Origin of the sequence: Streptomyces sp. MUM 2J, assembly GCF_022414535.1 — a bacterium.
Taxonomy (GTDB): Bacteria; Actinomycetota; Actinomycetes; order Streptomycetales; family Streptomycetaceae; genus Streptomyces.
Genome location: NZ_JADWYM010000009.1, coordinates 26,468 through 46,322, shown reverse-complemented (window position 1 = coordinate 46,322; position 19,855 = coordinate 26,468). Strand labels below are relative to the sequence as shown.

Below are 19,855 nucleotides of genomic sequence, written 5' to 3'. Positions count from 1 at the left end.
CCCCCGGCCCTACACCTCCCCGGGCTCCGGCAGCGTCCCCGTCCGCGCCGCCTGCCCGTACCACAGCGCGCTCGACTTGGGGGTCCGGGCGAGCGTCGCGTAGTCGACGTACACCGCCCCGAAGCGCTTGCCGTAGCCGTAGGCCCACTCGAAGTTGTCCATCAGCGACCACAGGAAGTAGCCGCGCACGTCGGCGCCGTCGGTGATGGCGCGGCGCACCGCCGCCAGGTGGCCGTGGAGGTAGGCGATGCGCTCGGGGTCGTGGACCCGGCCGTCGTGGCCGGGCTTGTCGTCGTAGGCCGCGCCGTTCTCCGTGATGTACACGGGCAGGCCGGGGGCCTCCCGGCGGTAGCGCATGATCAGTTCGTGCAGGCCGGTGGAGTCGATGGTCCAGCCCATCTCCGTGCGGTCGCCGGGCGTCTGGTGGAAGGCCACGTCGTCCGCGCCCGGCCACGGCGAGTGGTCGCTGGCACCGTGTCCGTCCGCGTCCGGGCTGCCCCGCTGCGGTTCGGCCGCCGACACCAGCGACGGCGTGTAGTAGTTGAGGCCGAGCGCGTCGAGCGGCTGGTGGATGGCGCGCAGGTCGCCGTCGAGGACGTACGACCAGTCGGTGACCTTCGCCGTCGCCGTCAGCAGTGTCTCCGGGTAGGCGCCGTGCAGCATCGGCCCGTGGAAGACGCCGTTGGCCAGGTCGTCGATGCGGCGCACGGCCGCCAGGTCCTCGGGGGTCGGGGAAAGGGGCCGTACGACACAGGAGTTCAGGCTGACCGCCACCGAGTTGCGGGCCGGCAGGACGGCGCGCAGCGCCTGGGTGCCCAGGCCGTGCGCCAGGTTCAGGTGGTGGGCCGCCCGCAGGGATGCCGGAGGATCGGTGCGGCCGGGCGCGTGCACGCCGGAGGCGTAGCCGAGGAAGGCGCTGCACCAGGGCTCGTTGAGGGTGATCCACTGCTCCACCCGGTCGCCGAGCGCCTCGGCGACCATCCGGGCGTACTCGGCGAACCGCAGTGCCGTGTCCCGCTCCGGCCAGCCGCCCGCGTCCTCCAGCTCCTGCGGCAGGTCCCAGTGGTAGAGGGTGACGGCCGGCTTGATGCCGCGCTCCAGCAGGTCGTCGACCAGGCGGCGGTAGAAGTCCAGGCCCACCTGGACCGCCGGGCCGCGGCCGGTCGGCTGCACCCGGGACCAGGAGACGGAGAAGCGGTAGGCGTTCAGCCCGAGCTCCGCCATCAGCGCCACGTCCTCGCGGTAGCGGTGGTAGTGGTCGACAGCGATGTCACCGGTCTCGCCGCCGGCCGTCTTTCCCGGTGTATGGCTGAAGGTGTCCCAGATCGACGGGGTGCGGCCGCCCTCCCGTACCGCGCCCTCGATCTGGTAGGCCGACGTGGCGGCGCCCCAGAGAAAGGCGGGAGGGAAGGTCACCGGGGCCGTCGCGGGCGTCACCGGGTTCGAGGGCACAGGCATGGAAGCGCTCCCATATGTGGTCGTGGAGACCGACGGGGTCGTGGAAGGGAAAAGGGACGGGCGGGGGCGGGGCGGCGGTGACCCGGCCCCCGAGGGGCGGCGGTGTCAGCCCTTGACCGCGCCCTGCATGATGCCGCCCACGATCTGCTTGCCGAAGAGCAGGAAGGCGATCAGCAGGGGCAGAGTGCCGAGCAGGGCGCCGGCCATGATGACGGAGTCGTCGGGGATGTACCCGGTGCCGAGCTGGTTGAGCGCCACCTGGACGGTCGGGTTCTCCCCGTTCAGCGCGATGATCGGCCACAGGAAGTCGTTCCAGGCCATCACGAACGTCAGCAGTCCGAGCACCGCCATCGCCGGGCGTGCCGCCGGGAGGACGACGTGCCACACGACCCGCAGGCTGCTCGCGCCGTCCACCCGGGCCGCCTCGATCAGTTCGCTCGGCAGCGCCTGCACCAGGTACTGCCGCATGAAGAACGTGCCGAAGGCGCTGACCAGGGTCGGCAGGACGACCGTCTGGAGGTGGTTGGCCCAGCCCAGGTCGCTCATCCACAGGTACAGCGGTACGACGGCCAGCTGCGGCGGGATCATCATCGTGCCGATCGTCAGCAGCAGCAGGGTGGCGGAGAACCTGAACCGCAGCTTGGCGAAGGCGAACCCGGCGAGCGTGGAGAACAGCACCGTGCCGGCGGTGATGGTGCCGGCCACGAAGACGGTGTTGAACAGGGCGGTGCCCATGCCCGCCTGGTCCCACGCGGTCCGGAGGTTCTTGAACAGGTTGCCGCCGAACCACAGCGGCGGCGGGGTCCGGGCCAGCCGTGTGTTGGTGCGCGAGGCCGCGATCGCCGTCCACACCAGCGGCGCCAGCGAGACGAGGGCGAAGAGCACCAGGACGACGTAGGTCACCGGACCCGCGTGCAGTTGCCTGCCGGCACCCATCACCCGTATCGGGCGCCGGGCCGTGGTGCCCGCGGTCTTCTGGGGCAGTGTGACTTCACTGGTGGGCATGGGTATTCCTCAGCCATCGGGAGACCAGCAGGTTGAGGGCGGCGATGATCAGCAGGATCAGGAACATCGACCAGGCGATCGCGGACGCCTTGCCGAGGTTGCCGACGATCCAGCCCTGGTCGTACATGTACAGGCCGAGCGTCTGGTACTGGTGCTCGGAGCCGCCCTTGGTGCCGCTGACCCCGCCGAACAGCAGCGGCTCGCCGAACACCTGGGTCGCGCCGATCGTGGAGACGACCACCGTGAACAGGATGGTCGGCCGCAGCATCGGGATCGTCACGTTCCGGAACTGCTGCCAGCGGTTGGCGCCGTCGATGGCCGCCGACTCGTACAGGTCGGCCGGGATGGCCTGCATGGCGGCCAGGTAGATCAGCGCGTTGTAGCCGGTCCACCGCCAGATCACGATCGAGGACACCGCGAGCTGCGAACCCCAGTCGGACTCGCGCCAGTTGACCGGGTCCACGCCCACCAGGCCGAGCAGCCAGTTGATCATGCCGCTGTCGGGGGCGAACAGCAACGTGAAGACCAGTGTCGCCGCCGCCACCGAGGTGGCGTACGGGGTCAGCATCACCACGCGCCACACGGTCGAGCCGCGCAGCCGGTAGTTGAGCATGTGGGCGAGCCACAGGGCCGCCAGCAGCTGCGGCACTGTGGAGATCAGGCCGATGGAGAACGTGTTCCGCAGCGCGTTCCAGAAGAAGTCCGAGGAGAACAGGTTCTTGTAGTTCTCCAGCCCCGCCCAGGTCTGCTGGTCCAGTGAGGACAGCTGCACATGGTGCAGGGAGTACCAGGCCGTGTAGAGCAGCGGAACCAGCGAGAAGGCACCGAAGATCACGAAGAAGGGCGAGATGAACGCGTACGGCGACGCCTTCATGTCCCAGCGGTACAGCCGGCTGCGCCACGAGCTGCCGCCCGGGGCCGGCCGACCGCGACCCTGAGCGCGGCGGGCCGCGCCCGGCTGGTCACCGGGCGCGGTACCGGCGCTCGACGCGGGATGCGTGAGAGCCTGCTCAGAACCGGTCACTGGCCGAGCACGTCCTTGATCTCCTTGCCGGCCGCTTCCCAGCCCTGCTCAGGGGTCTTGCCCTTCTGCTCCACCTGCAGGATGCCGACGTCCGTGAGCGCGGTGTTGATCGGTTGGTCCTTGGTGCCGAAGTACTGCGTCGGGATCGTCTTGGCCGCGTCGGAGTAGATCTGGGTGATCGGCGCGTTCGAGAAGTAGGCCAGGGTGTCGGGCTGCGGCGTCAGGTTGCCGTAGGCCGCCGGGGTGGAGGGGAAGCTGGCCTGCTTGGCGAAGACCTTCTCCTGCTGTTCCGGCGCGGTCAGCCACTTCGCCAGCGCGACGGCCTCCTTCCGGTGCTTGCTCGCCGTCGGCACGCCGATGAACGAGCCGCCCCAGTTCGCCGCGGTGGGCGCCGCGGCGATGTCCCACTTGCCCTTGCCGGCGTCGCCTGCCTTCTCCTGGATGTAGCCGATCATCCACGCGGGGCAGGCGACGGTGGCGAACCTGCCGTTGGCGAAGCCCTGGTCCCACGGTTTGTCGAACTGCTTGAGCTTGGCCGACATGTCGCTGGTGGCCACGGCCATGGCGGCGTCCCAGGCCTTCTTCACGCCCGCGGACCGGTCCCAGATGACGTTGCCGTCCTTGTCGTAGTACCGCTCCTCGCCACCGCCGAGCGCGGCGTTGTACACGGAGGAGGCGGAGTCGACGAACCTGGTGCCGCTCGGCGCCTTCTTCATGTACTCCCTGCCGAGGGCGACGTACTGGGACCAGTCGCCCTTCCACATCTCGGCGAGCTTGGCGCGGTCGGTCTCCAGGCCGGCCTTCTCGAAGAGGTCCCTGCGGTAGCAGATGGCCATCGGGCCGATGTCGGTACCGAGCCCGATGAGCTTGCCGTCCTTGGTGGTGGCCTGGGCGTTCTTCCAGTCCAGCCACTGCGAGGTGTCGACGTCCTTGCCGAGGTCGACGAACCTGTCGGCCTGCGTCTGCACGGCCTCGGCGATGTTGCCGACCTCGATGGCCTGGATGTCGTCGGTGCCGGAGCCGGCCTGCAGGCGGGTGAGGACCTTGGGCCAGTAGACGTCGGTGCGGGTGGTGACGTTCTCCTTGATCGTGATGTCGGGGTGGAGCTTCGTGTACTCGTCGTACAGGCCGGCCTGCTTGTAGCCGAAGGTGCCGAACGTGCCGACGGTCAGCGTGATCCCGCCGCCCCCGCTGCCCCCACCCCCGCCGTTGTCCGAGGCGGACGAGGTGTCGTCGTCGCCGGCGCAGCCTGCCAGCAGTCCCGTGGCCAGCACGGCGACGGCGGCCAGGGCCGTCACCCGGTGGGACCGGCGGGTACTCGTGCGCATTGCGTCCTCCTGTTGCCTGACGTGCCGACCCCCCGGCCAACTGCTGTGGTTGGGCCCGTTCGTGCTCGCTGCGGCTCGGGCGGGGAACGTGCGGGACGTGTATGTGTCAGGTAGTGTGGGAGCGCTCCCACAAGTGATGTGTTGAAGAGTCTTAGGTTCGCCCGGGGGTGTCAAGGGAGTGGACGCCGAGAAATGTGTTCAGTTATCGGGCCGTTAAGCGGACTCTACGATTCGAAGTCGGGCCGCGAGGCCGGCCCCACGGTGGCCGATCCCCTCGGGCGACCGCAAGCGGAGGCCCTCGCACCCGCGCGCGGGGCTGTTACATTCCAGGCCGGAGAGAGGGTCGACGGGGAGGCGGAGTCCATGGCACACGGAGCACGGGGTGGCCGCGGCGGAGGACGGCCCACCCTGGAGGAGGTCGCCGCCCGCGCCGGAGTGGGACGCGGCACGGTGTCCCGGGTGATCAACGGCTCGCCCCGGGTCAGCGCCGCCACCCGTGCCGCCGTCGAGGCCGCCGTCGCCGAACTCGGCTACGTCCCCAACAACGCCGCCCGTGCCCTGGCCGCCAACCGCACCGACGCGGTCGCACTGGTCGTCCCCGAGCCGGAGACCCGCTTCTTCGCCGAGCCGTACTTCTCCGACATGCTCCGGGGCGTGGGCGCGGAGCTGGCCGAGACCCGGATGCAGCTGCTGCTGATCTTCGCGGGCAACGACCGGGAGCGGCGCCGCCTCGCCCAGTACCTGGCCGCCCACCGGGTCGACGGCGTCCTGCTGGTCTCGGTCCACGCCGACGACCCGCTGCCCGACCTGGTGACCCAGCTGGAGATCCCGGCGGTGATCAGCGGCCCGCGGTCCGCGACGGAGACGCTCACCTCGGTCGACTCCGACAACTACGACGGCGCCCGGCAGGCCGTCGAGCACCTGCTCGCCCGGGGCCGCAGGCGCATCGCCCACATCACCGGCCGCCTCGACGTCTACGGCGCCCAGCGGCGCGCCGACGGCTACCGTGCCGCGCTGCGCGACGCCGGATGCGAGGTCGACGAGCGTCTCGTCGAGGCCGGCGACTTCACCGAGGAGGGCGGTCGCCGCGCCATGAGGGCGCTGCTGGAGCGCCGCCCCGACCTGGACGCGGTGTTCGCCGGCTCCGACGTCACCGCGGCCGGCGCCCGCCGGCTGCTGCGCGAGGCGGGCCGTCGCATCCCCGACGACGTCGCCCTGGTCGGCTACGACGACTCCGCCATCGCCCGCCACATGGACCCACCGCTCACCAGCGTGCGCCAGCCCATCCAGGAGATGGGCCGCCGCATGATCGATCTCCTCCTCGCCGAGATCGCCGACCGCCGCCCGGCCCCGACACACGAAGGGGAGCCCCGCCGGCTGGTCCTGCCGGCGGAACTGGTGGTGCGGGCGTCCTCCTGAGCGACGGACGGCGGGTCGCGGTGGGCCGGGCCCACCGTGGGGGACTGCCGCGGTGCGGGCCGGCCGGGGACGTCGGTGCCGGGGCGTTCGGATGCGGTGGTGTTCGGGATGCGGTGGTGTTCGGGTGGGATCATCCTGGGGGCATGCCCGGCAAACGTCCCGTGATCGTGCACCTGCCGTCGCCGACCGGTGGGCGCCGGGTGCGGGTGGACGGCGAGATCCTCGGGCTCGCGCACAACGTCCGGGACCTGGTGGAGTTCCTGCGGCGGGCCGGGCTGGAGATGGAGCCCGAGGAGGTCGCCGACTCGCCGCTGATCGACTGGCGCGGGGCGGGGCCGGAGAACTGGGGGCGCGAGGCGGAGCTGCCCAAGGATCCGGGCGGAGCCGTCTGAGCAGCCCGCCCCGTCTGTCTGCCACCCTTCCCCGTCGGGCGTGCCGCCCCCGTCCTCGCGTCTGTGGCCTCGCCCGATGGCCGGCGCGGGGGTGTGACGGCCGTCCCCTCCGGGGGCGGGAACGGCCTCCGGTCTCTACCGGTCGTATGGTCCGCGCGAGTACGTCTGCCGCAGGACCGGCACACACCGCTCGGGGTGGACGTGGACCGTTGTGCCTGCGCCACTCGCACTGTGGTGGTCCACGGCTACGTATTCCTGCCCCGGCCGGATCGGCTTGTCGCAGCGCACGCAGATCTTCACCGGGGCTGCCAGCATCAGCCGCGTCCACGCCATCCCGGTCTCGCACTGGCCGACATCGTCCACGCACTGCTCGCACGTGGCCACGTGCTCCTGGAGGCCGCGGTTCGCAGCCCGCCGGGCCTGCGCCCGCCCATCGATGGGCGGGCTATCCGATGCGGCGCGCGTATGCGTAGTCTCTGCCATGTCGGCTCCAACCAGTCGGCCATGCCCCGGGGCCGTTTGCGCGGCCGCCGGGGCGCTGTGCGACTCATGGAATCGGTGCGCTGCACAAGGTGACAGTGATGTGTCGTCCTAGTTTTGCGACGCTAGTCGCCGACCCCTAGGAACTCTGCCAACGACCGCAGCCCCGGAGGGTGATTGGGGAGCGCCCACAGATCACGAACGATGGCCACCGCTAGTGTGTGATGCTGCATCCACGCCGGCGCCACACGGCGAAGCGACTCCAGCGCCTTCACGGCGCCCGCTGCGTCCCCGAGATCCGTATGAGCTCGCGCCACGTCCAGCAGCAGCCATGTTCGCCAAGACGGGGGCACGTCCTTGCCCAGCCGTATGCCCTTGGCGAGCGCCAGGGCGTCCTCGGGGTGGCCGTACTGGACGGCCAGCCGGACGCGCTCGATGCGCACCGACGACGGGCTGAACACGCTGACCATGCGGCTGTCGCCGCCCTGCGGCAATCTGGTCACACGGGCCGCTTCCGCTTCTGCCTTCTCCATCAAGGCGGCTGCGTGCTCGTAGTCGTTGCTGCGTGCGGCAGAAGTGGCGGCGGACATGGTCAGCGCGCCCCACACCTTGAGGCCGTCAGCGGTGCCCGTGTGCCCCGCGTCCCGTATGTCACCTGCGGCGTGCAGAGCGATGCTCAGGGCATCGCTGAGACGCCCCTGTCGCTGGTAGGTCCACGCAACGGAGTTGACGATCATGGGGCGTAGCAGGGGATCGGAGGACCGGCCCGCAGCGTCTATGGCGCGCTCCAGACCGATCAGAGCGAGATCCGTTTTCCCCATTCGCACGGCGACGTGCCCGGCGAGCTGAAGGGCCTTGCCCAGTGCTGCGAAACCGCCCTTTCGATCCTCGTCGTCGGTCGATGCTGTGACGGTGCGTGCATCCGCAATCAGGTCGGGAAGCGCCTTCATGACCGTGTCGAACTCCGCGGCGTGGTACTGCGTCCAGCCGTCCGCGATCTGCTCGCGCAAGCCCGTCAACGAGAAGTCGGGCCTCGGCGGCTCAACCGCTGGCCCCCAGAGAGCCGGCATGATGGCGCGCCGCACCGCCACGAACCGTGGCCCGTCGTTCTCTCCGGTCGATGAGACTGCCGGAGGATCCCCCAGAAGGGTCGTCAGCTCTACGCCGAGGCCGTTCGCCAGGGCGTGAAGCGTGGGCAAGCGTGCCGAGTGTTTCCGCCGTTGCTCCAGTTGCCGGATGACGTCTACAGACACGTCGGAGCGCTCGGCCAGTTCCTCTTGGGTCAAGGAGGCCAAGCGCCGCAGGCGTCGGAGAGTTCGCCCCAGGTCGTCGTTTGCCACGCTGCCACGGTACGCCGACCCAGTACCAGAGGGGCGAGGCGTGTCGGTCTGGGCATGGCGAAGCGCCCCCCTGCACGGCCCGCGGTGGGCGGCGCAGGGGGGCGTGTTGTTCAGCCAATGATGTGCACCAGGAACCACACCGCGAACGCCGACCAGGCGACCGCGAACACCAACGCACCCGCTCGGGTACGCACCACCCGGAACCCCGCCCTCGTCCGCTCGCTGAGCGTGTCCCGCTGGGTGCACCCCATGACACTCGGCATGGAGACGGATAGGGAGGATCGCCCATGATCGGTTCCCATCGTGTTCCCACGAGATGGAGAAACGTCAAGGGCTGACCCGTTTCCACAGGTCAGCCCTTGATCATTCAGGGTGAGTGACGGGACTCGAACCCGCGGCATCCTGGACCACAACCAGGTGCTCTACCAGCTGAGCTACACCCACCATGACCGGCGGCGGATTCTTTCGTCTCCCCGACCGGCCGAGAAAAAGTGTACAGGGTCCGAAGGGGTGCTCGCGCACGGCTTTTGCGGCGCCCCTTCGCGGACCCCTGTCAGCCCTGCTTGGCGGGCAGGACGTGCCGGGCCGCGATGGTCCTGGCGGTGTCGGAGTCGGGGCCGGGCTGGGGGACGAAGATCGCCTCCCGGTAGTAGCGCAGCTCGGCGATGGACTCACGGATGTCGGCGAGGGCGCGGTGGTTGCCGTTCTTCTCCGGGCTGTTGAAGTAGGCCCTCGGGTACCAGCGGCGTGCCAGTTCCTTGACGGAGGACACGTCGACGATGCGGTAGTGGAGGTGGTCCTCCAGCGTCGGCATGTCGCGGAGCAGGAAGCCGCGGTCCGTGCTGACGCTGTTACCGCACAGCGGCGCCTTGCCGGGCTCCTTGACGTATTCCTTCACGTACGCCAGGACCTGCTGCTCGGCGTCCTCCAGGGTCGTGCCGTTCGGGAGTTCGTCGAGCAGCCCGGACGCGGTGTGCATCTGACGCACCACGTCCGGCATCGTCTCCAGCGCCCGCTCCGGCGGCTTGACGACGATGTCCACACCCTCGCCGAGCACGTTCAGCTCGGAGTCGGTGACGAGGGCGGCCACCTCGATGAGCGCGTCGTCGGACAGCGAGAGGCCGGTCATCTCGCAGTCGATCCACACCATGCGATCGTTCATGTGCTCACCTTACGGCGCGGGTCCGCCGCGCGGGACGGGCCGTGCACGCGACGGCGGACCCTCCCCGCCGGGGGAAGGGCCGCCGTCGGCCGAGGGCTCTGCTCAGCTACCGCTGCGCGGACCCGGAACGCTGCCCGACAGGGCCGCCGGGGCGCGGCGCGTCTGCATCGGCACCGGGGCGTCGGGGTGCAGCAGCGGGCCGCCTGCCGTCAGCGCCCCCGGACCCGGCATGCCGGGAGGACCGGAGAGCGGCGCGCTGACCGGGGACGGCACCGTCTCGCTGCTCTCCGCGGCCTTCGACCCCTCGCTCTGCGGCCGGCGGGCGCGGTACGCGGCCCGGTAGGCGGCCGGCGAGGAGCCGAGCTGCCGGCGGAAGTGGCCGCGCAGGGCCACCGGCGAGCGGAAGCCGCAGCGGCCCGCCACCTCGTCCACCGAGTAGTCCGACGTCTCCAGCAGGCGCTGGGCCTGCAGGACCCGCTGGGTGATCAGCCACTGCAGTGGTGCGCTGCCGGTCAGCGAGCGGAATCGCCGGTCGAAGGTGCGGCGGCTCATGTAGGCCCGCGCGGCCAGCGTCTCGACGTCGAACTGCTCGTGGAGGTGCTCCAGCGCCCAGGCGACGACCTCGGCGAGCGGGTCGGCGCCGATCTCCTCCGGTAAAGATCTGTCGAGGTAGCGCTCCTGGCCTCCCGACCGGCGCGGTGGGACGACGAGCCGCCGCGCGAGCGCCCCCGCCGCCTCGTTGCCGTGGTCGGTGCGCACGATGTGGAGGCAGAGGTCGATCCCGGCCGCGGTGCCCGCGGACGTCAGGACGTCGCCGTCGTCGACGAAGAGCTCTCTGGGATCGACGTGCACCGACGGATAGCGCTTGGCCAGCGTCGGCGCGTACATCCAGTGGGTCGTCGCGGGACGGCCGTCCAGTAGGCCCGCAGCCGCCAGCACGAAGGCACCGGTGCACAGCCCGACGATGCGGGCGCCCTCTTCGTGCGCCCGGCGCAGAGCGTCGAGCGCCTCTTCCGGTGGCGGTGAGGTGATCGAGCGCCAGGCGGGCACGACGACCGTGCCCGCCCGCGAGATCGCCTCCAGGCCGTTCGGCGCGGTGAGTTCCAGGCCCCCTGTGGTCCGCAGGGGGCCTTCCTCGCCGGCGCACACCAGCAGCCGGTAGCGCGGTACGCCGGCGTCCTGGCGGTCGATTCCGAACACCGACAGCGGAATGGAACTCTCGAAGATGGGGCCGCCGCTGAACAGCAGCACCGCGACGATCTCCTTGCGGCGTCGCCCGGAGAGTCTCCGGGCCGCGGTTTCCGGCGCGGCAGTGGAGTCGTGGCTCATCCTGCTAAGCCCCCCTCGGTGGTCGCGGCTCCTCGGTTGTGTCGCTCCTGCACGTTTCCCCTCGGTCCTGCACGAGTCCCCCGCCGTACGACAGTCAAGATCGAATTTACTGCGTCGCGCCGTGCCATGACGACCGGTTCACCAACCGGTGCATTAGCGACATGGCAACTTGGCGTGAAGCATTCGATCACGAAGCGTTGCACTCGCGGGGCGTGCGGGGAAGTGCGCCTTGTCGCAGTGGCCAAACCGCGTAGGGTGCGGAGGGTGCGGGAGACCCTTTCCATGCAGGTCAAACGGGGGATTGGGGGTCCTGGCGAGGGGTGATGCACACGCATCGGAAGTTGGCTGAAAAGAGTCGCTCCAGTGCGCAGAAACCGGTCAACCGGCCGGTGTGTTTCCCTCGCGGCCCGGGGTGTCCTCCGCATCTCCTCCGCCGACGGGGTGTCGCCCTCCGCGGTGTGCCCCCGCACCGCTCCGGTGGTGCCGCCCGCGATGCGGCGCGTGCTCCTCGGCGAGCAGCCGGGCAGCGCCGCGTTCGGACCGGCGCAGCAGCACCCGGCAGGCGGCGGTCACGGCGGCCAGGCCCAGGGCGGTGCCGCCGGCGCCGGCCAGCGAGCCGCCGTACCACAGCAGCACCACGGGAACGAGGACGCAACTGAAGGCGGCCCAGCGGACGACGTCGTTCGTGCTGTTCGGAGCGGGTGAGGACATGTCGGTCTCCCTGGGGGTGGCGCTTCGCCCGGTTCAACGCGTGTTCGAGCGCCCGGTCACTGTGCGCCTGCCGGGGGTGGGCGAAGAGTGAAACCGCGCAAACCGTCTGTACGGGGCAGCAACCGTTGCGTCGTGGGTGCCCCTTCGGGCATCCTCCGGGGAACCCCCGTGGCGGGGGTCCCGAGATCTGGGCGAAGGAGGCGTGCAGCCGTACCCTTGGGGGTATGGGGTTGGGAACATGTTTCCCGGACACAGCTCTGCTGCACACTGTCGTCCCACCCGTAAGGATCGATCGCCGAGACAGCCATGGCCGGTCACGAATTCTTCGAACCAGCGGACCGCAAGCGGCCGGTCGCCGACCCGTCGGCGGCCGATCCCCAGGCGGTGCCGGAGCCACGCCACGCATGTGATCCCGCCTTCAAGCACGGTGTGGTGGTCGGTTTCGACGGCTCGACCTCCAGTGAACGTGCGCTGGCGTATGCGATCGGCATGGCGCGGCGCTCGGGCTCGGGTCTGATCATCGTCCACGTGGCCAACCGGCTGCCCACGACGGTGTGGGCGGGCTGCGAGCCGCCCGTCTTCGTGGACGTCCCCGACCATCGCACCGAGGTGCTCGGCCTGGAACTGGCCTGTGCGGACTACCTCGCCGAGGTGCCGTGGATCCTGGTCGAGCGGGGCGGTGACATCTGCCACGAACTCGAAGAGGTGGGGCGGGAGTACGAGGCCGACGCGATCGTCGTCGGTTCCACCCACGGCATCGTCGGGCGGATCTTCGGCTCGGTCGCGGGGCGGCTCGCCAAGCGCGCGAGGCGGCCCGTGGTGGTCATTCCCTGAACCGTGTTCCCCCGCCGCCGCCCGCGCGGTGCCGACGGGGCGTCAGTTGTCTTGTCGTGTGCATAAATCTACTCGCGCGTAGGGGTGTTTGTGCTCTTGTGAAGGGCATATATGGCTCACCGCACAACTGCACAAGCACGAAGGGAGCCCGCCGTGGACAACGACGTCTCTGCGGGAAGCATCACCACGATCGTCGGCCGACTCGCTCTCGGGATCACCCTCCTCGCGTTCGGCATCGGCCACACCGGCGTGATCGACGGCGTGACGGCGGCCGACGCCGTCTCCGTCGCCCAGTACGTGGGCGGCATAGCCCTGTTCGTCGCCGGCCTGCTCGCTTTCCGCGACCGTGACACCGCGGGCGGTACGACCTTCTCGGCGCTCGGCGCACTCTGGTTCACCTGGGCCGTCTCCGCAGGCACGCCGGTCTCCGGCAACGCCGCAGGGCTGTTCCTGCTACTGTTCGCGCTCGTCGCCCTCTCCGCCACCCTCGCCGGCGGCGACCAACTCGGCCAGGCCGCCCACGGGTTGTTCTTCGTGGCGCTGCTGCTGCTCGCCGTCGCGGAGTTCGCCGACAGCTCCGCGCTGGTCAAGGTCGGCGGCTGGGCTGCCGTGGCCGCGGGCGCCGTGGCCTGGTACGCGGCGACGGCCGCTCTGGCCCACTGGCCCACGGCACTTCCCAGGCGCGCTGCGGGCCGGGGTGTGACGGCCACCGGCTAGCCGCGCAGGCAACGCCGGGTATCGGGCGGACCCGGCGTGCGATGAGCGGACCCCCTGTGCCGTGGGTGGCGCGCGGGGGTCCGTTCTGTTGCCTGTTGCCTGTTGCCTGTTGCCTGTTGCCTGTTGCCTGTTGTGTGGCGGGTGCGGGTGCCGGTGGTGTGTTCGCGCGGTTCCCTGCGCCCCGGGGGGCGCAGGGAACCGCGGTCCTTCGGGAGGGCGGGGAACCGCCGCGGGCGCTCCGGCCGGCCGGACTGCTACTCGACCGTCACCGACTTCGCCAGGTTCCGGGGCTTGTCGATGTCGCGGCCCAGCGCCTTGGCCGTGTGGTAGGCGAGGAGCTGGAGGGGGAGGCCCATGAGGATCGGGTCGAGCTCGTCCTCGTTCTTCGGGACCACGATGGTGTGGTCGGCCTTCTCCTGGTGCTGGTGGGCGACGGCGACGATCTGCCCGCTGCGGGCCTTGATCTCCTCCATCGCCGCGCGGTTCTTCTCCAGCAGGTCGTCGTCGGGGACGATCGCCACCGTCGGGAGCGCGGGCTCGATCAGCGCCAGCGGGCCGTGCTTGAGCTCGGAGGCCGGGTAGGCCTCGGCGTGGATGTAGGAGACCTCCTTGAGCTTCAGGGAGGCCTCGCGGGCGACCGGGTAGCCCCGGACGCGGCCGATGAACAGCATCGAGCGGGCGTCGGTGAACTGCTCCGAGAGCTTCCTGATCGCGTCCTCCTGCTCCAGGATCTCGGTGATCTGGGCGGGCAGCTTGCGCAGGCCCTCGATGATCCGCTTGCCGTCGCGGACCGAGAGGTCGCGGGTACGGCCCAGGTGCAGGGCGAGCAGGGCGAAGGCGACGCAGGTGTTGGTGAAGCACTTGGTCGACACGACGCAGACCTCGGGGCCGGCGTGTACGTAGATGCCGCCGTCCGCCTCGCGGGCGATGGCCGAGCCGACGACGTTGACGACGCCGAGCACCCGGGCGCCCTTGCGCTTGAGCTCCTGGACGGCCGCGAGGACGTCGTAGGTCTCGCCGGACTGCGACACGGCGATGTAGAGGGTGTCGGGGTCGACGACCGCGTTGCGGTAGCGGAATTCGGAGGCGGGCTCCGCGTCCGCGGGGATGCGGGCCAGTTCCTCGATCATCTGGGCGCCGATCATGCCCGCGTGGTACGAGGTGCCGCAGCCGAGGATCTTCACACGGCGGATCTGCCGTGCCTCACGGGCGTCCAGGTTCAGTCCGCCGAGGTGCACGGTGGAGAAGCGGTCGTCGATGCGACCGCGCAGGACGCGGTCGACCGCGTCTGCCTGCTCGGAGATCTCCTTGTGCATGTAGGTGTCGTGGCCGCCCATGTCGTAGGAGGCGGCCTCCCACTCGACGGTGGTGGGTTCCGCCGTCGTGCGGGTGCCCTCCGTCGTGTACGTGCGGAAGTCGTCGGCCTTGAGGGTGGCCATCTCGCCGTCGTCGAGGGTCACTATCTGCCGGGTGTGGGTGACCAGCGCGGCGATGTCCGAGGCGACGAACATCTCCTTCTCGCCGATGCCGAGGACGACCGGCGAGCCGTTGCGGGCGACGACGATGCGGTCGTTGAAGTCGGCGTGCATCACGGCGATGCCGTACGTGCCCTCGACGACGCGCAGGGCCTCGCGGACCCTGTCCTCCAGCTTGCCGGCCTGCGAGCGGGAGATCAGGTGGGTCAGGACCTCGGTGTCGGTCTCGGAGAGGAACTCGACGCCGTCCGCCTCCAGCTTGCGGCGCAGGTCGGCGGCGTTGTCGATGATGCCGTTGTGGACGACGGCGACCTTGCCCCCGGCGTCCAGGTGCGGGTGGGCGTTCACGTCGGACGGGGCGCCGTGGGTGGCCCAACGGGTGTGGGCGATGCCGGTGGTGCCCTTGAACCGCGCCGGGACCTTGGCCTCCAGGTCGCGGACCCGACCCTTGGCCTTGACCATCTTCAGGCCGGCGGTCCTGGGGGTGCTGACCACGATGCCCGCGGAGTCGTAACCGCGGTACTCCAGGCGCTGCAGACCCTCCAGGAGCAGAGGAGCGACATCACGCTTCCCGATGTATCCGACGATTCCGCACATATAACGTATTCCTCTGTCGCAGGTGGATGGGCCACGGGTTCGAGCCGGCCGGCGGCCGGCCGTCAGCCGTAGACGATGCGCCGCAGCTGCCTGAGCGATAGCTCGGGCGGGGCCACCGCGCGGTACTGCAGGTCCGCCGCGATCCGTTCGAAGATCGTCGCGTTGACCAGGCCCTGCGCCTGGAGCTCGCGGTGGCGGCGACGGACGTAGTCCTCGATCGTCTCGTCGAAGTAGGCGAGCACGTCCTGGATCACGCGCAGCGCCTCGCCCCGGTTCAGGGGCGTGGTCCGCGTCAGATGATCAACAAGTTCGTCGTGCACCCGCTAGATCCTGGGGTACCGGCGGCGGTTTCGCAAGGAAGCTGCCCGAATTCGGGCAGGCGGCGGGGAAAGTGCGGGATCGGGGACGGCGAGGCACTACATTCTGCGCAGGACTGCCTGCTTGGCGAGGGCGAATTCCTCGTCGGTCAGCACGCCGGAGCGGTGCAGGTCGCCGAGCTCGCGCAGGCGGCGCAGCAGGGCGTCGTGATCGTCGTCCGCGTCCGCGTCGGGGGTGGGGGCGGGGGCCGCGGCCTGCGGCTGCGCCACCTCCACCGCGGGCGGGCGCGCGGGGTGCGGCAGCCGGACCTGGACCGCCGCGGCGACCAGTGCCATCAGCGGGTCCTTCTTGAAGCCCCACAGCTCGACCGCGTGGGGGTCGTACTTCGGCGGCGCCTTGGTGGGGGCGCTCCCCACGGTGAAGCGCAGGCAGCCGTTCTCCAGCCCCTCCGCCGGCAGCCACTCCACGGCCCGGATGTCCCGGACGGCGAGGACGCGGGAGCCGCCGGCTGCCTTGGCCTCCTCCGTCTTCCAGTTCCACTCCAGCGTGACGTGTTCGCCGTCGAAACGCGCGGTGCCGTCCCCGGCGGACACCGACAGGGGCACCGGCGGGCCCGTCAGCAGGAAGGTGTCGACCGGGCCGGAGGGCACCCGGTCCAGCAGCAGCGTGTTGCGGACCTCCTCGGCGACGTACTCGGCGACGCCGAGGCGGTCGGGTTCGACGATCAGCTGGTAGGGGTCGTGTGCCTCGGCGAGCCGCCCGCCCGTCGCGTGCAGCAGCGGGTCCGCGCCGTCGCGCAGCCGCAGCCTGAGCCGTCCGCCCTTCCTTCCGTGCTCGAACGAGATGCCGGCCAACGCCCGCAGGGGAACGGTGAGTTCGCCCAGAGTCCTGCGCAGGAGGCTCACGCCCTTGTCGTGACCCGGTGTCAGCCGCAGGGTGTCGCCGCCGAGGACCCAGGTGCCGTCCCTCTGGATGATTTCCGTCATGGAAGAATTGTTTCACCGCGGTTCGCACCCTCGATCCGGGCGCCGTTCCCGCGGCGGGGTGGTGCCCGGCACCGGCCCGTGTCCGCCCGAAGGAGCCCTCGTGCGAGGACATCACCGAACCGCAGCCCGGATCCGTTGGAACCCCGGCGTCCACCGTCTGCTGGGCCTGATGCTGTTCGTGGCCTCGGCGGGGGTGTTCACCACCGGCTCCGCACCGGCGGCGGGAGAGGCCCCGGTCCCGCTCGACCGGGTGATCCCGGCGCCCGCGTCGGTGAGGGCGGGCGGGGCGCCGTACCGGATCACCTCCGGCACCCGCATCCGCGTCGACGGCACCCCCGAGGCCCGGCGCACGGGGGAGTACCTCGCCGCCGTCCTGCGTCCCTCCACCGGCTACTCCCTGCCCGTCACCACCCGCGACGGCTCCGGCATCCGGCTCGCGCTGGTCCGGGACGCGACGGGGGAACTCGGCAGCGAGGGATACCGGCTCCAGAGCGGCCCGAGCGCGGTCACCATCAGCGCCCCCACCTCCGCCGGCCTCTTCCACGGCGTGCAGACCCTCCGCCAGCTCCTGCCCGCCGCCGTCGAGAGGGGCACCGTGCAGCCCGGCCCCTGGCCGGTTGCCGGCGGCACCGTCGCCGACCGCCCGCGCTACTCCTACCGCGGCGCGATGCTGGACGTGGCCCGGCACTTCTTCACCGTCGCCCAGGTCAAGCGGTACATCGACCAGCTCGCCCTCTACAAGATCAACACCCTTCACCTGCACCTCACCGACGACCAGGGCTGGCGCATCGCGATCGACTCCTGGCCGCGCCTGGCCGCCCACGGCGGATCAACCCAGGTCGGCGGCGGCACGGGCGGCCACTACACCAAGGACGACTACAAGGAGATCGTCCGGTACGCCGCCTCCCGCCATCTGGAGGTCGTCCCCGAGCTGGACATGCCGGGCCACACCCGCGCCGCGCTCGCCTCCTACGCCGAGCTGAACTGCGACGGTGCCGCACCCCCGCTCTACACCGGCACCGACGTCGGCTTCAGCTCGCTGTGCGTGTCGAAGGACGTCACCTACGACTTCGTGGACGACGTCGTCCGCGAGGTGGCCGCCCTCACCCCGGGCCGCTACCTGCACATCGGCGGCGACGAGGCGCACTCCACCGGCCACGAGGACTACGTGAAGTTCATGGACCGGGTGCAGCCGGTCGTCGCCGAGTACGGCAAGACCGTCATCGGCTGGCACCAGCTGGCCGCCGCCGCCCCGGCCCGCGGTGCGCTCGTGCAGTACTGGGGCCTGGACTCCACGGGTGCCGCGGAGAAGGCCCAGGTGGTGCGGGCCGCACAGCACGGCACCGGGCTGATCCTGTCGCCGGCCGACCGGATCTATCTCGACATGAAGTACGACCGCGGCACCCCGCTCGGGCTGTCGTGGGCGGGCTACGTTCAGGTGCGCCGGTCCTACGACTGGGATCCCGGCACCTACCTCCCGGGCGTCCCCGCCACCGCGGTCCGGGGCGTGGAGGCGCCGCTGTGGACGGAGACGGTCGCCGACCAGGACGGCCTGGAGTACCTGGCCTTCCCGCGGCTGGCGGGCGCCGCCGAACTGGGCTGGTCGCCGGCGGCCACCCACGACTGGGCGTCGTACCGGGTGCGGCTCGCCGCGCAGGGACCGCGCTGGGACGCCCTGGGCATCCGCTACCACCGCTCGCCGCAGGTCCCCTGGCCGGCCCGCTGAGCCGCCACCGGGCGGTCACTCCCGCGCGCGCAACCGCTCCTCCGTCGGACCCCGGCGCCAGTAGCCGGCGAAGGTGATCCGGCGGCGGTCGAACCCGCGTTCGCCGACGGGCCGCACCCGGCGGCCGGCGTGCCCCCGCCCGCCCGTGTCCCGCCCTTCGCCGTTCCGCCGCCGCAGGCCGCCAGTGCGGCTCCGGGGCCGAGGGCGCCGCCCGCGGCGAGGGTGCAGCGGCGGATGGTGCCCGGGCGGTTCTGACATCGGGCATGGCCATGACTGTTTTCGAACGGGGCGGAGCGCCCGCCGGACGAGATCCGAAGACAGGTTTGCCCGGCCTCACTTCGCGTCCGAGGGCGCTCCGCCCCGCGGTGCCGGGAACCGCCCGGCCCGGCACGTCAGCCCACCAGGCCCAACTCCCGTGCGATCAGCATCCGCTGAACCTCGCTGGTGCCCTCGCCGATCTCCAGGATCTTGGAGTCGCGCCACATCCGGGCCACCGGATACTCGTTCATGAAGCCGTAGCCGCCATGGATCTGCGTGGCGTCCCGGGCGTTGTCCACGGCGACCGTGGACGAGTACAGCTTCGCCAGTGCCGCCTCCTTCTTGAACGGCTCCCCGGCCACCAGCCGGGCCGCCGCGTCACGCCAGGCGAGGCGCGCGGTGTGGGCCTTCATCTCCATGTCGGCGACCTTGAACTGGATGGCCTGGTTGGCGCCGATGGGCCGGCCGAAGGCGTGGCGTTCCTTCGCGTACTTCACCGACTCGTCGACGCAACCCTGTGCCAGGCCGGTCGAAAGCGCCGCGATGGCGATGCGGCCCTCGTCGAGGATGCGCAGGAACTGCGCGTATCCACGGCCCGCCTCGCCCAGCAGGTTCGCCGCGGGTACCCGCACGTCCTGGAAGGACAGCTCACGCGTGTCGGAGGCGTTCCAGCCGACCTTCGAGTACGGCGCCGCCACCGTGAAGCCGGGTGTGCCGGACGGGACGATGATCGCGGAGATCAACGGTCTGCCGTCGGGCTTGCGGCCGGTGACCGCCGTCACCGTGACCAGGCCCGTGATGTCGGTACCCGAGTTGGTGATGAAGCACTTGGTGCCGTTGATCACCCACTCGTCCGTCTCCGGGTCCAGGCGGGCCGTGGTGCGGGTGGCGCCGGCGTCACTGCCGCCGTCCGGCTCGGTCAGGCCGAAAGCGCCCAGGACCTCGCCCGAGCACAGCCGCGGCAGCCACTGCCGCTTCTGCTCCTCGGTGCCGAACAGATGGATCGGCATCGCGCCCAGCGACACCCCGGCCTCCAGGGTGATGGCCACGGACGAGTCCACCCGGGCCAGTTCCTCCAGGGCCACGCCGAGGGCGAGGTAGTCGCCGCCCATCCCGCCGTACTCCTCCGGGAACGGCAGCCCGAACAGACCCATACGGCCCATCTCGCGCACGATCTCGTACGGGAACTCGTGCCGCTCGTAGAAGTCGCCGATCTTCGGCGCCACCACGTCGTGCGCGAACTGCTCGACGGTACGGCGGAGTTCCTCCAGCTCGGGGGAGAGTCGGTAGTCCATG

At 70.9% G+C, this 19,855-nt stretch carries 19 protein-coding genes, 1 tRNA gene and 1 pseudogene; 5 read left to right on the top strand and 16 right to left on the bottom strand.

Annotated elements, in window-relative coordinates; translation table 11 throughout:
- Positions 1-9 precede the first annotated feature (9 nt).
- The 4 genes from I3F54_RS11075 to I3F54_RS11060 all read right to left on the bottom strand — a co-directional run bounded on the left by I3F54_RS11075 (position 10) and on the right by I3F54_RS11060 (position 4,815).
- Entirely contained in the window at positions 10-1,458 is a 1,449-nt protein-coding gene (locus I3F54_RS11075; RefSeq protein ID WP_240118513.1) for a GH1 family beta-glucosidase, read from the bottom strand.
- Positions 1,459-1,563: 105 nt separating this feature from the next.
- The gene (locus tag I3F54_RS11070; protein ID WP_240118512.1) at positions 1,564-2,463 is read right to left on the bottom strand and encodes a carbohydrate ABC transporter permease; all 900 of its coding nucleotides are present in this window, start codon (positions 2,461-2,463) and stop codon (positions 1,564-1,566) included.
- Positions 2,450-3,487 carry a carbohydrate ABC transporter permease gene (locus I3F54_RS11065; protein WP_240118511.1) on the bottom strand — a complete coding sequence of 346 codons (1,038 nt, stop codon included), beginning with the start codon at positions 3,485-3,487 and terminating at the stop codon, positions 2,450-2,452. The genes I3F54_RS11070 and I3F54_RS11065 overlap by 14 nt, the downstream gene beginning before the upstream one ends.
- Positions 3,484-4,815: an ABC transporter substrate-binding protein gene (locus I3F54_RS11060; protein WP_240118510.1), complete on the bottom strand. Its 1,332-nt coding sequence runs from the start codon at positions 4,813-4,815 to the stop codon at positions 3,484-3,486. The genes I3F54_RS11065 and I3F54_RS11060 overlap by 4 nt, the downstream gene beginning before the upstream one ends.
- A 363-nt stretch (positions 4,816-5,178) precedes the next feature.
- On the opposite strand from I3F54_RS11060, the gene I3F54_RS11055 reads away from it, so the two are divergent.
- Together I3F54_RS11055 and I3F54_RS11050 are read left to right on the top strand one after the other, a co-directional pair.
- Positions 5,179-6,234 (top strand): LacI family DNA-binding transcriptional regulator, encoded by a 1,056-nt coding sequence (locus I3F54_RS11055; protein ID WP_240118509.1) that lies wholly within the window; start codon positions 5,179-5,181, stop codon positions 6,232-6,234.
- A 143-nt stretch (positions 6,235-6,377) separates the two neighbouring features.
- Positions 6,378-6,626, top strand: coding sequence for a hypothetical protein (locus I3F54_RS11050; RefSeq protein ID WP_240118508.1), 249 nt, complete (start codon positions 6,378-6,380; stop codon positions 6,624-6,626).
- 135 nt (positions 6,627-6,761) lie between these two features.
- On the opposite strand, the gene I3F54_RS11045 is transcribed toward I3F54_RS11050, so the two are convergent.
- The 7 genes from I3F54_RS11045 to I3F54_RS11015 all read right to left on the bottom strand — a co-directional run bounded on the left by I3F54_RS11045 (position 6,762) and on the right by I3F54_RS11015 (position 11,648).
- The gene (locus tag I3F54_RS11045) at positions 6,762-7,010 is read right to left on the bottom strand and encodes a hypothetical protein (protein ID WP_240118507.1); all 249 of its coding nucleotides are present in this window, start codon (positions 7,008-7,010) and stop codon (positions 6,762-6,764) included.
- 221 nt (positions 7,011-7,231) lie between these two features.
- On the bottom strand, positions 7,232-8,446 hold the full coding sequence (locus I3F54_RS11040) for a helix-turn-helix transcriptional regulator (RefSeq protein WP_240118506.1): 1,215 nt from the start codon (positions 8,444-8,446) through the stop codon (positions 7,232-7,234).
- Between the two features lie 110 nt (positions 8,447-8,556).
- Entirely contained in the window at positions 8,557-8,697 is a 141-nt protein-coding gene (locus tag I3F54_RS11035) for a hypothetical protein (RefSeq protein ID WP_240118505.1), read from the bottom strand.
- A 120-nt stretch (positions 8,698-8,817) separates the two neighbouring features.
- Positions 8,818-8,890 (bottom strand) — tRNA-His (locus tag I3F54_RS11030).
- Positions 8,891-8,999: 109 nt separating this feature from the next.
- Positions 9,000-9,608 carry an oligoribonuclease gene (gene orn / locus I3F54_RS11025; RefSeq protein ID WP_240118504.1) on the bottom strand — a complete coding sequence of 203 codons (609 nt, stop codon included), beginning with the start codon at positions 9,606-9,608 and terminating at the stop codon, positions 9,000-9,002.
- A gap of 102 nt (positions 9,609-9,710) precedes the next feature.
- Positions 9,711-10,937, bottom strand: a complete 1,227-nt coding sequence (locus I3F54_RS11020; protein ID WP_240118503.1) for a helix-turn-helix domain-containing protein — start codon at positions 10,935-10,937, stop codon at positions 9,711-9,713.
- Positions 10,938-11,315: 378 nt separating this feature from the next.
- Positions 11,316-11,648: a hypothetical protein gene (locus tag I3F54_RS11015; protein WP_240118502.1), complete on the bottom strand. Its 333-nt coding sequence runs from the start codon at positions 11,646-11,648 to the stop codon at positions 11,316-11,318.
- A 306-nt stretch (positions 11,649-11,954) separates the two neighbouring features.
- On the opposite strand from I3F54_RS11015, the gene I3F54_RS11010 reads away from it, so the two are divergent.
- Both I3F54_RS11010 and I3F54_RS11005 read left to right on the top strand, forming a co-directional pair.
- Positions 11,955-12,482 (top strand): universal stress protein, encoded by a 528-nt coding sequence (locus tag I3F54_RS11010; RefSeq protein WP_240118501.1) that lies wholly within the window; start codon positions 11,955-11,957, stop codon positions 12,480-12,482.
- A 153-nt stretch (positions 12,483-12,635) separates the two neighbouring features.
- The gene (locus tag I3F54_RS11005; RefSeq protein WP_240118500.1) at positions 12,636-13,199 is read left to right on the top strand and encodes a GPR1/FUN34/YaaH family transporter; all 564 of its coding nucleotides are present in this window, start codon (positions 12,636-12,638) and stop codon (positions 13,197-13,199) included.
- A gap of 254 nt (positions 13,200-13,453) precedes the next feature.
- Here I3F54_RS11005 and glmS read toward each other — a convergent pair whose 3' ends face one another.
- The 3 genes from glmS to I3F54_RS10990 all read right to left on the bottom strand — a co-directional run bounded on the left by glmS (position 13,454) and on the right by I3F54_RS10990 (position 16,575).
- Positions 13,454-15,271, bottom strand: a complete 1,818-nt coding sequence (glmS, locus tag I3F54_RS11000) for a glutamine--fructose-6-phosphate transaminase (isomerizing) (RefSeq protein WP_240118499.1) — start codon at positions 15,269-15,271, stop codon at positions 13,454-13,456.
- 62 nt (positions 15,272-15,333) lie between these two features.
- On the bottom strand, positions 15,334-15,591 hold the full coding sequence (locus I3F54_RS10995) for a hypothetical protein (protein WP_240118498.1): 258 nt from the start codon (positions 15,589-15,591) through the stop codon (positions 15,334-15,336).
- Positions 15,592-15,687: 96 nt separating this feature from the next.
- Positions 15,688-16,575 carry a DUF4429 domain-containing protein gene (locus I3F54_RS10990; protein ID WP_240118497.1) on the bottom strand — a complete coding sequence of 296 codons (888 nt, stop codon included), beginning with the start codon at positions 16,573-16,575 and terminating at the stop codon, positions 15,688-15,690.
- 100 nt (positions 16,576-16,675) lie between these two features.
- On the opposite strand from I3F54_RS10990, the gene I3F54_RS10985 reads away from it, so the two are divergent.
- Positions 16,676-18,301, top strand: coding sequence for a beta-N-acetylhexosaminidase (locus tag I3F54_RS10985; protein WP_374205898.1), 1,626 nt, complete (start codon positions 16,676-16,678; stop codon positions 18,299-18,301).
- 15 nt (positions 18,302-18,316) lie between these two features.
- On the opposite strand, the pseudogene I3F54_RS10980 reads toward I3F54_RS10985, so the two are convergent.
- Positions 18,317-18,409: pseudogene (locus I3F54_RS10980) on the bottom strand (siderophore-interacting protein); the annotation flags it as partial.
- Between the two features lie 284 nt (positions 18,410-18,693).
- Positions 18,694-19,854: an acyl-CoA dehydrogenase family protein gene (locus I3F54_RS10975; protein WP_240118496.1), complete on the bottom strand. Its 1,161-nt coding sequence runs from the start codon at positions 19,852-19,854 to the stop codon at positions 18,694-18,696.
- Between the last annotated feature and the right edge of the window lies 1 nt (position 19,855).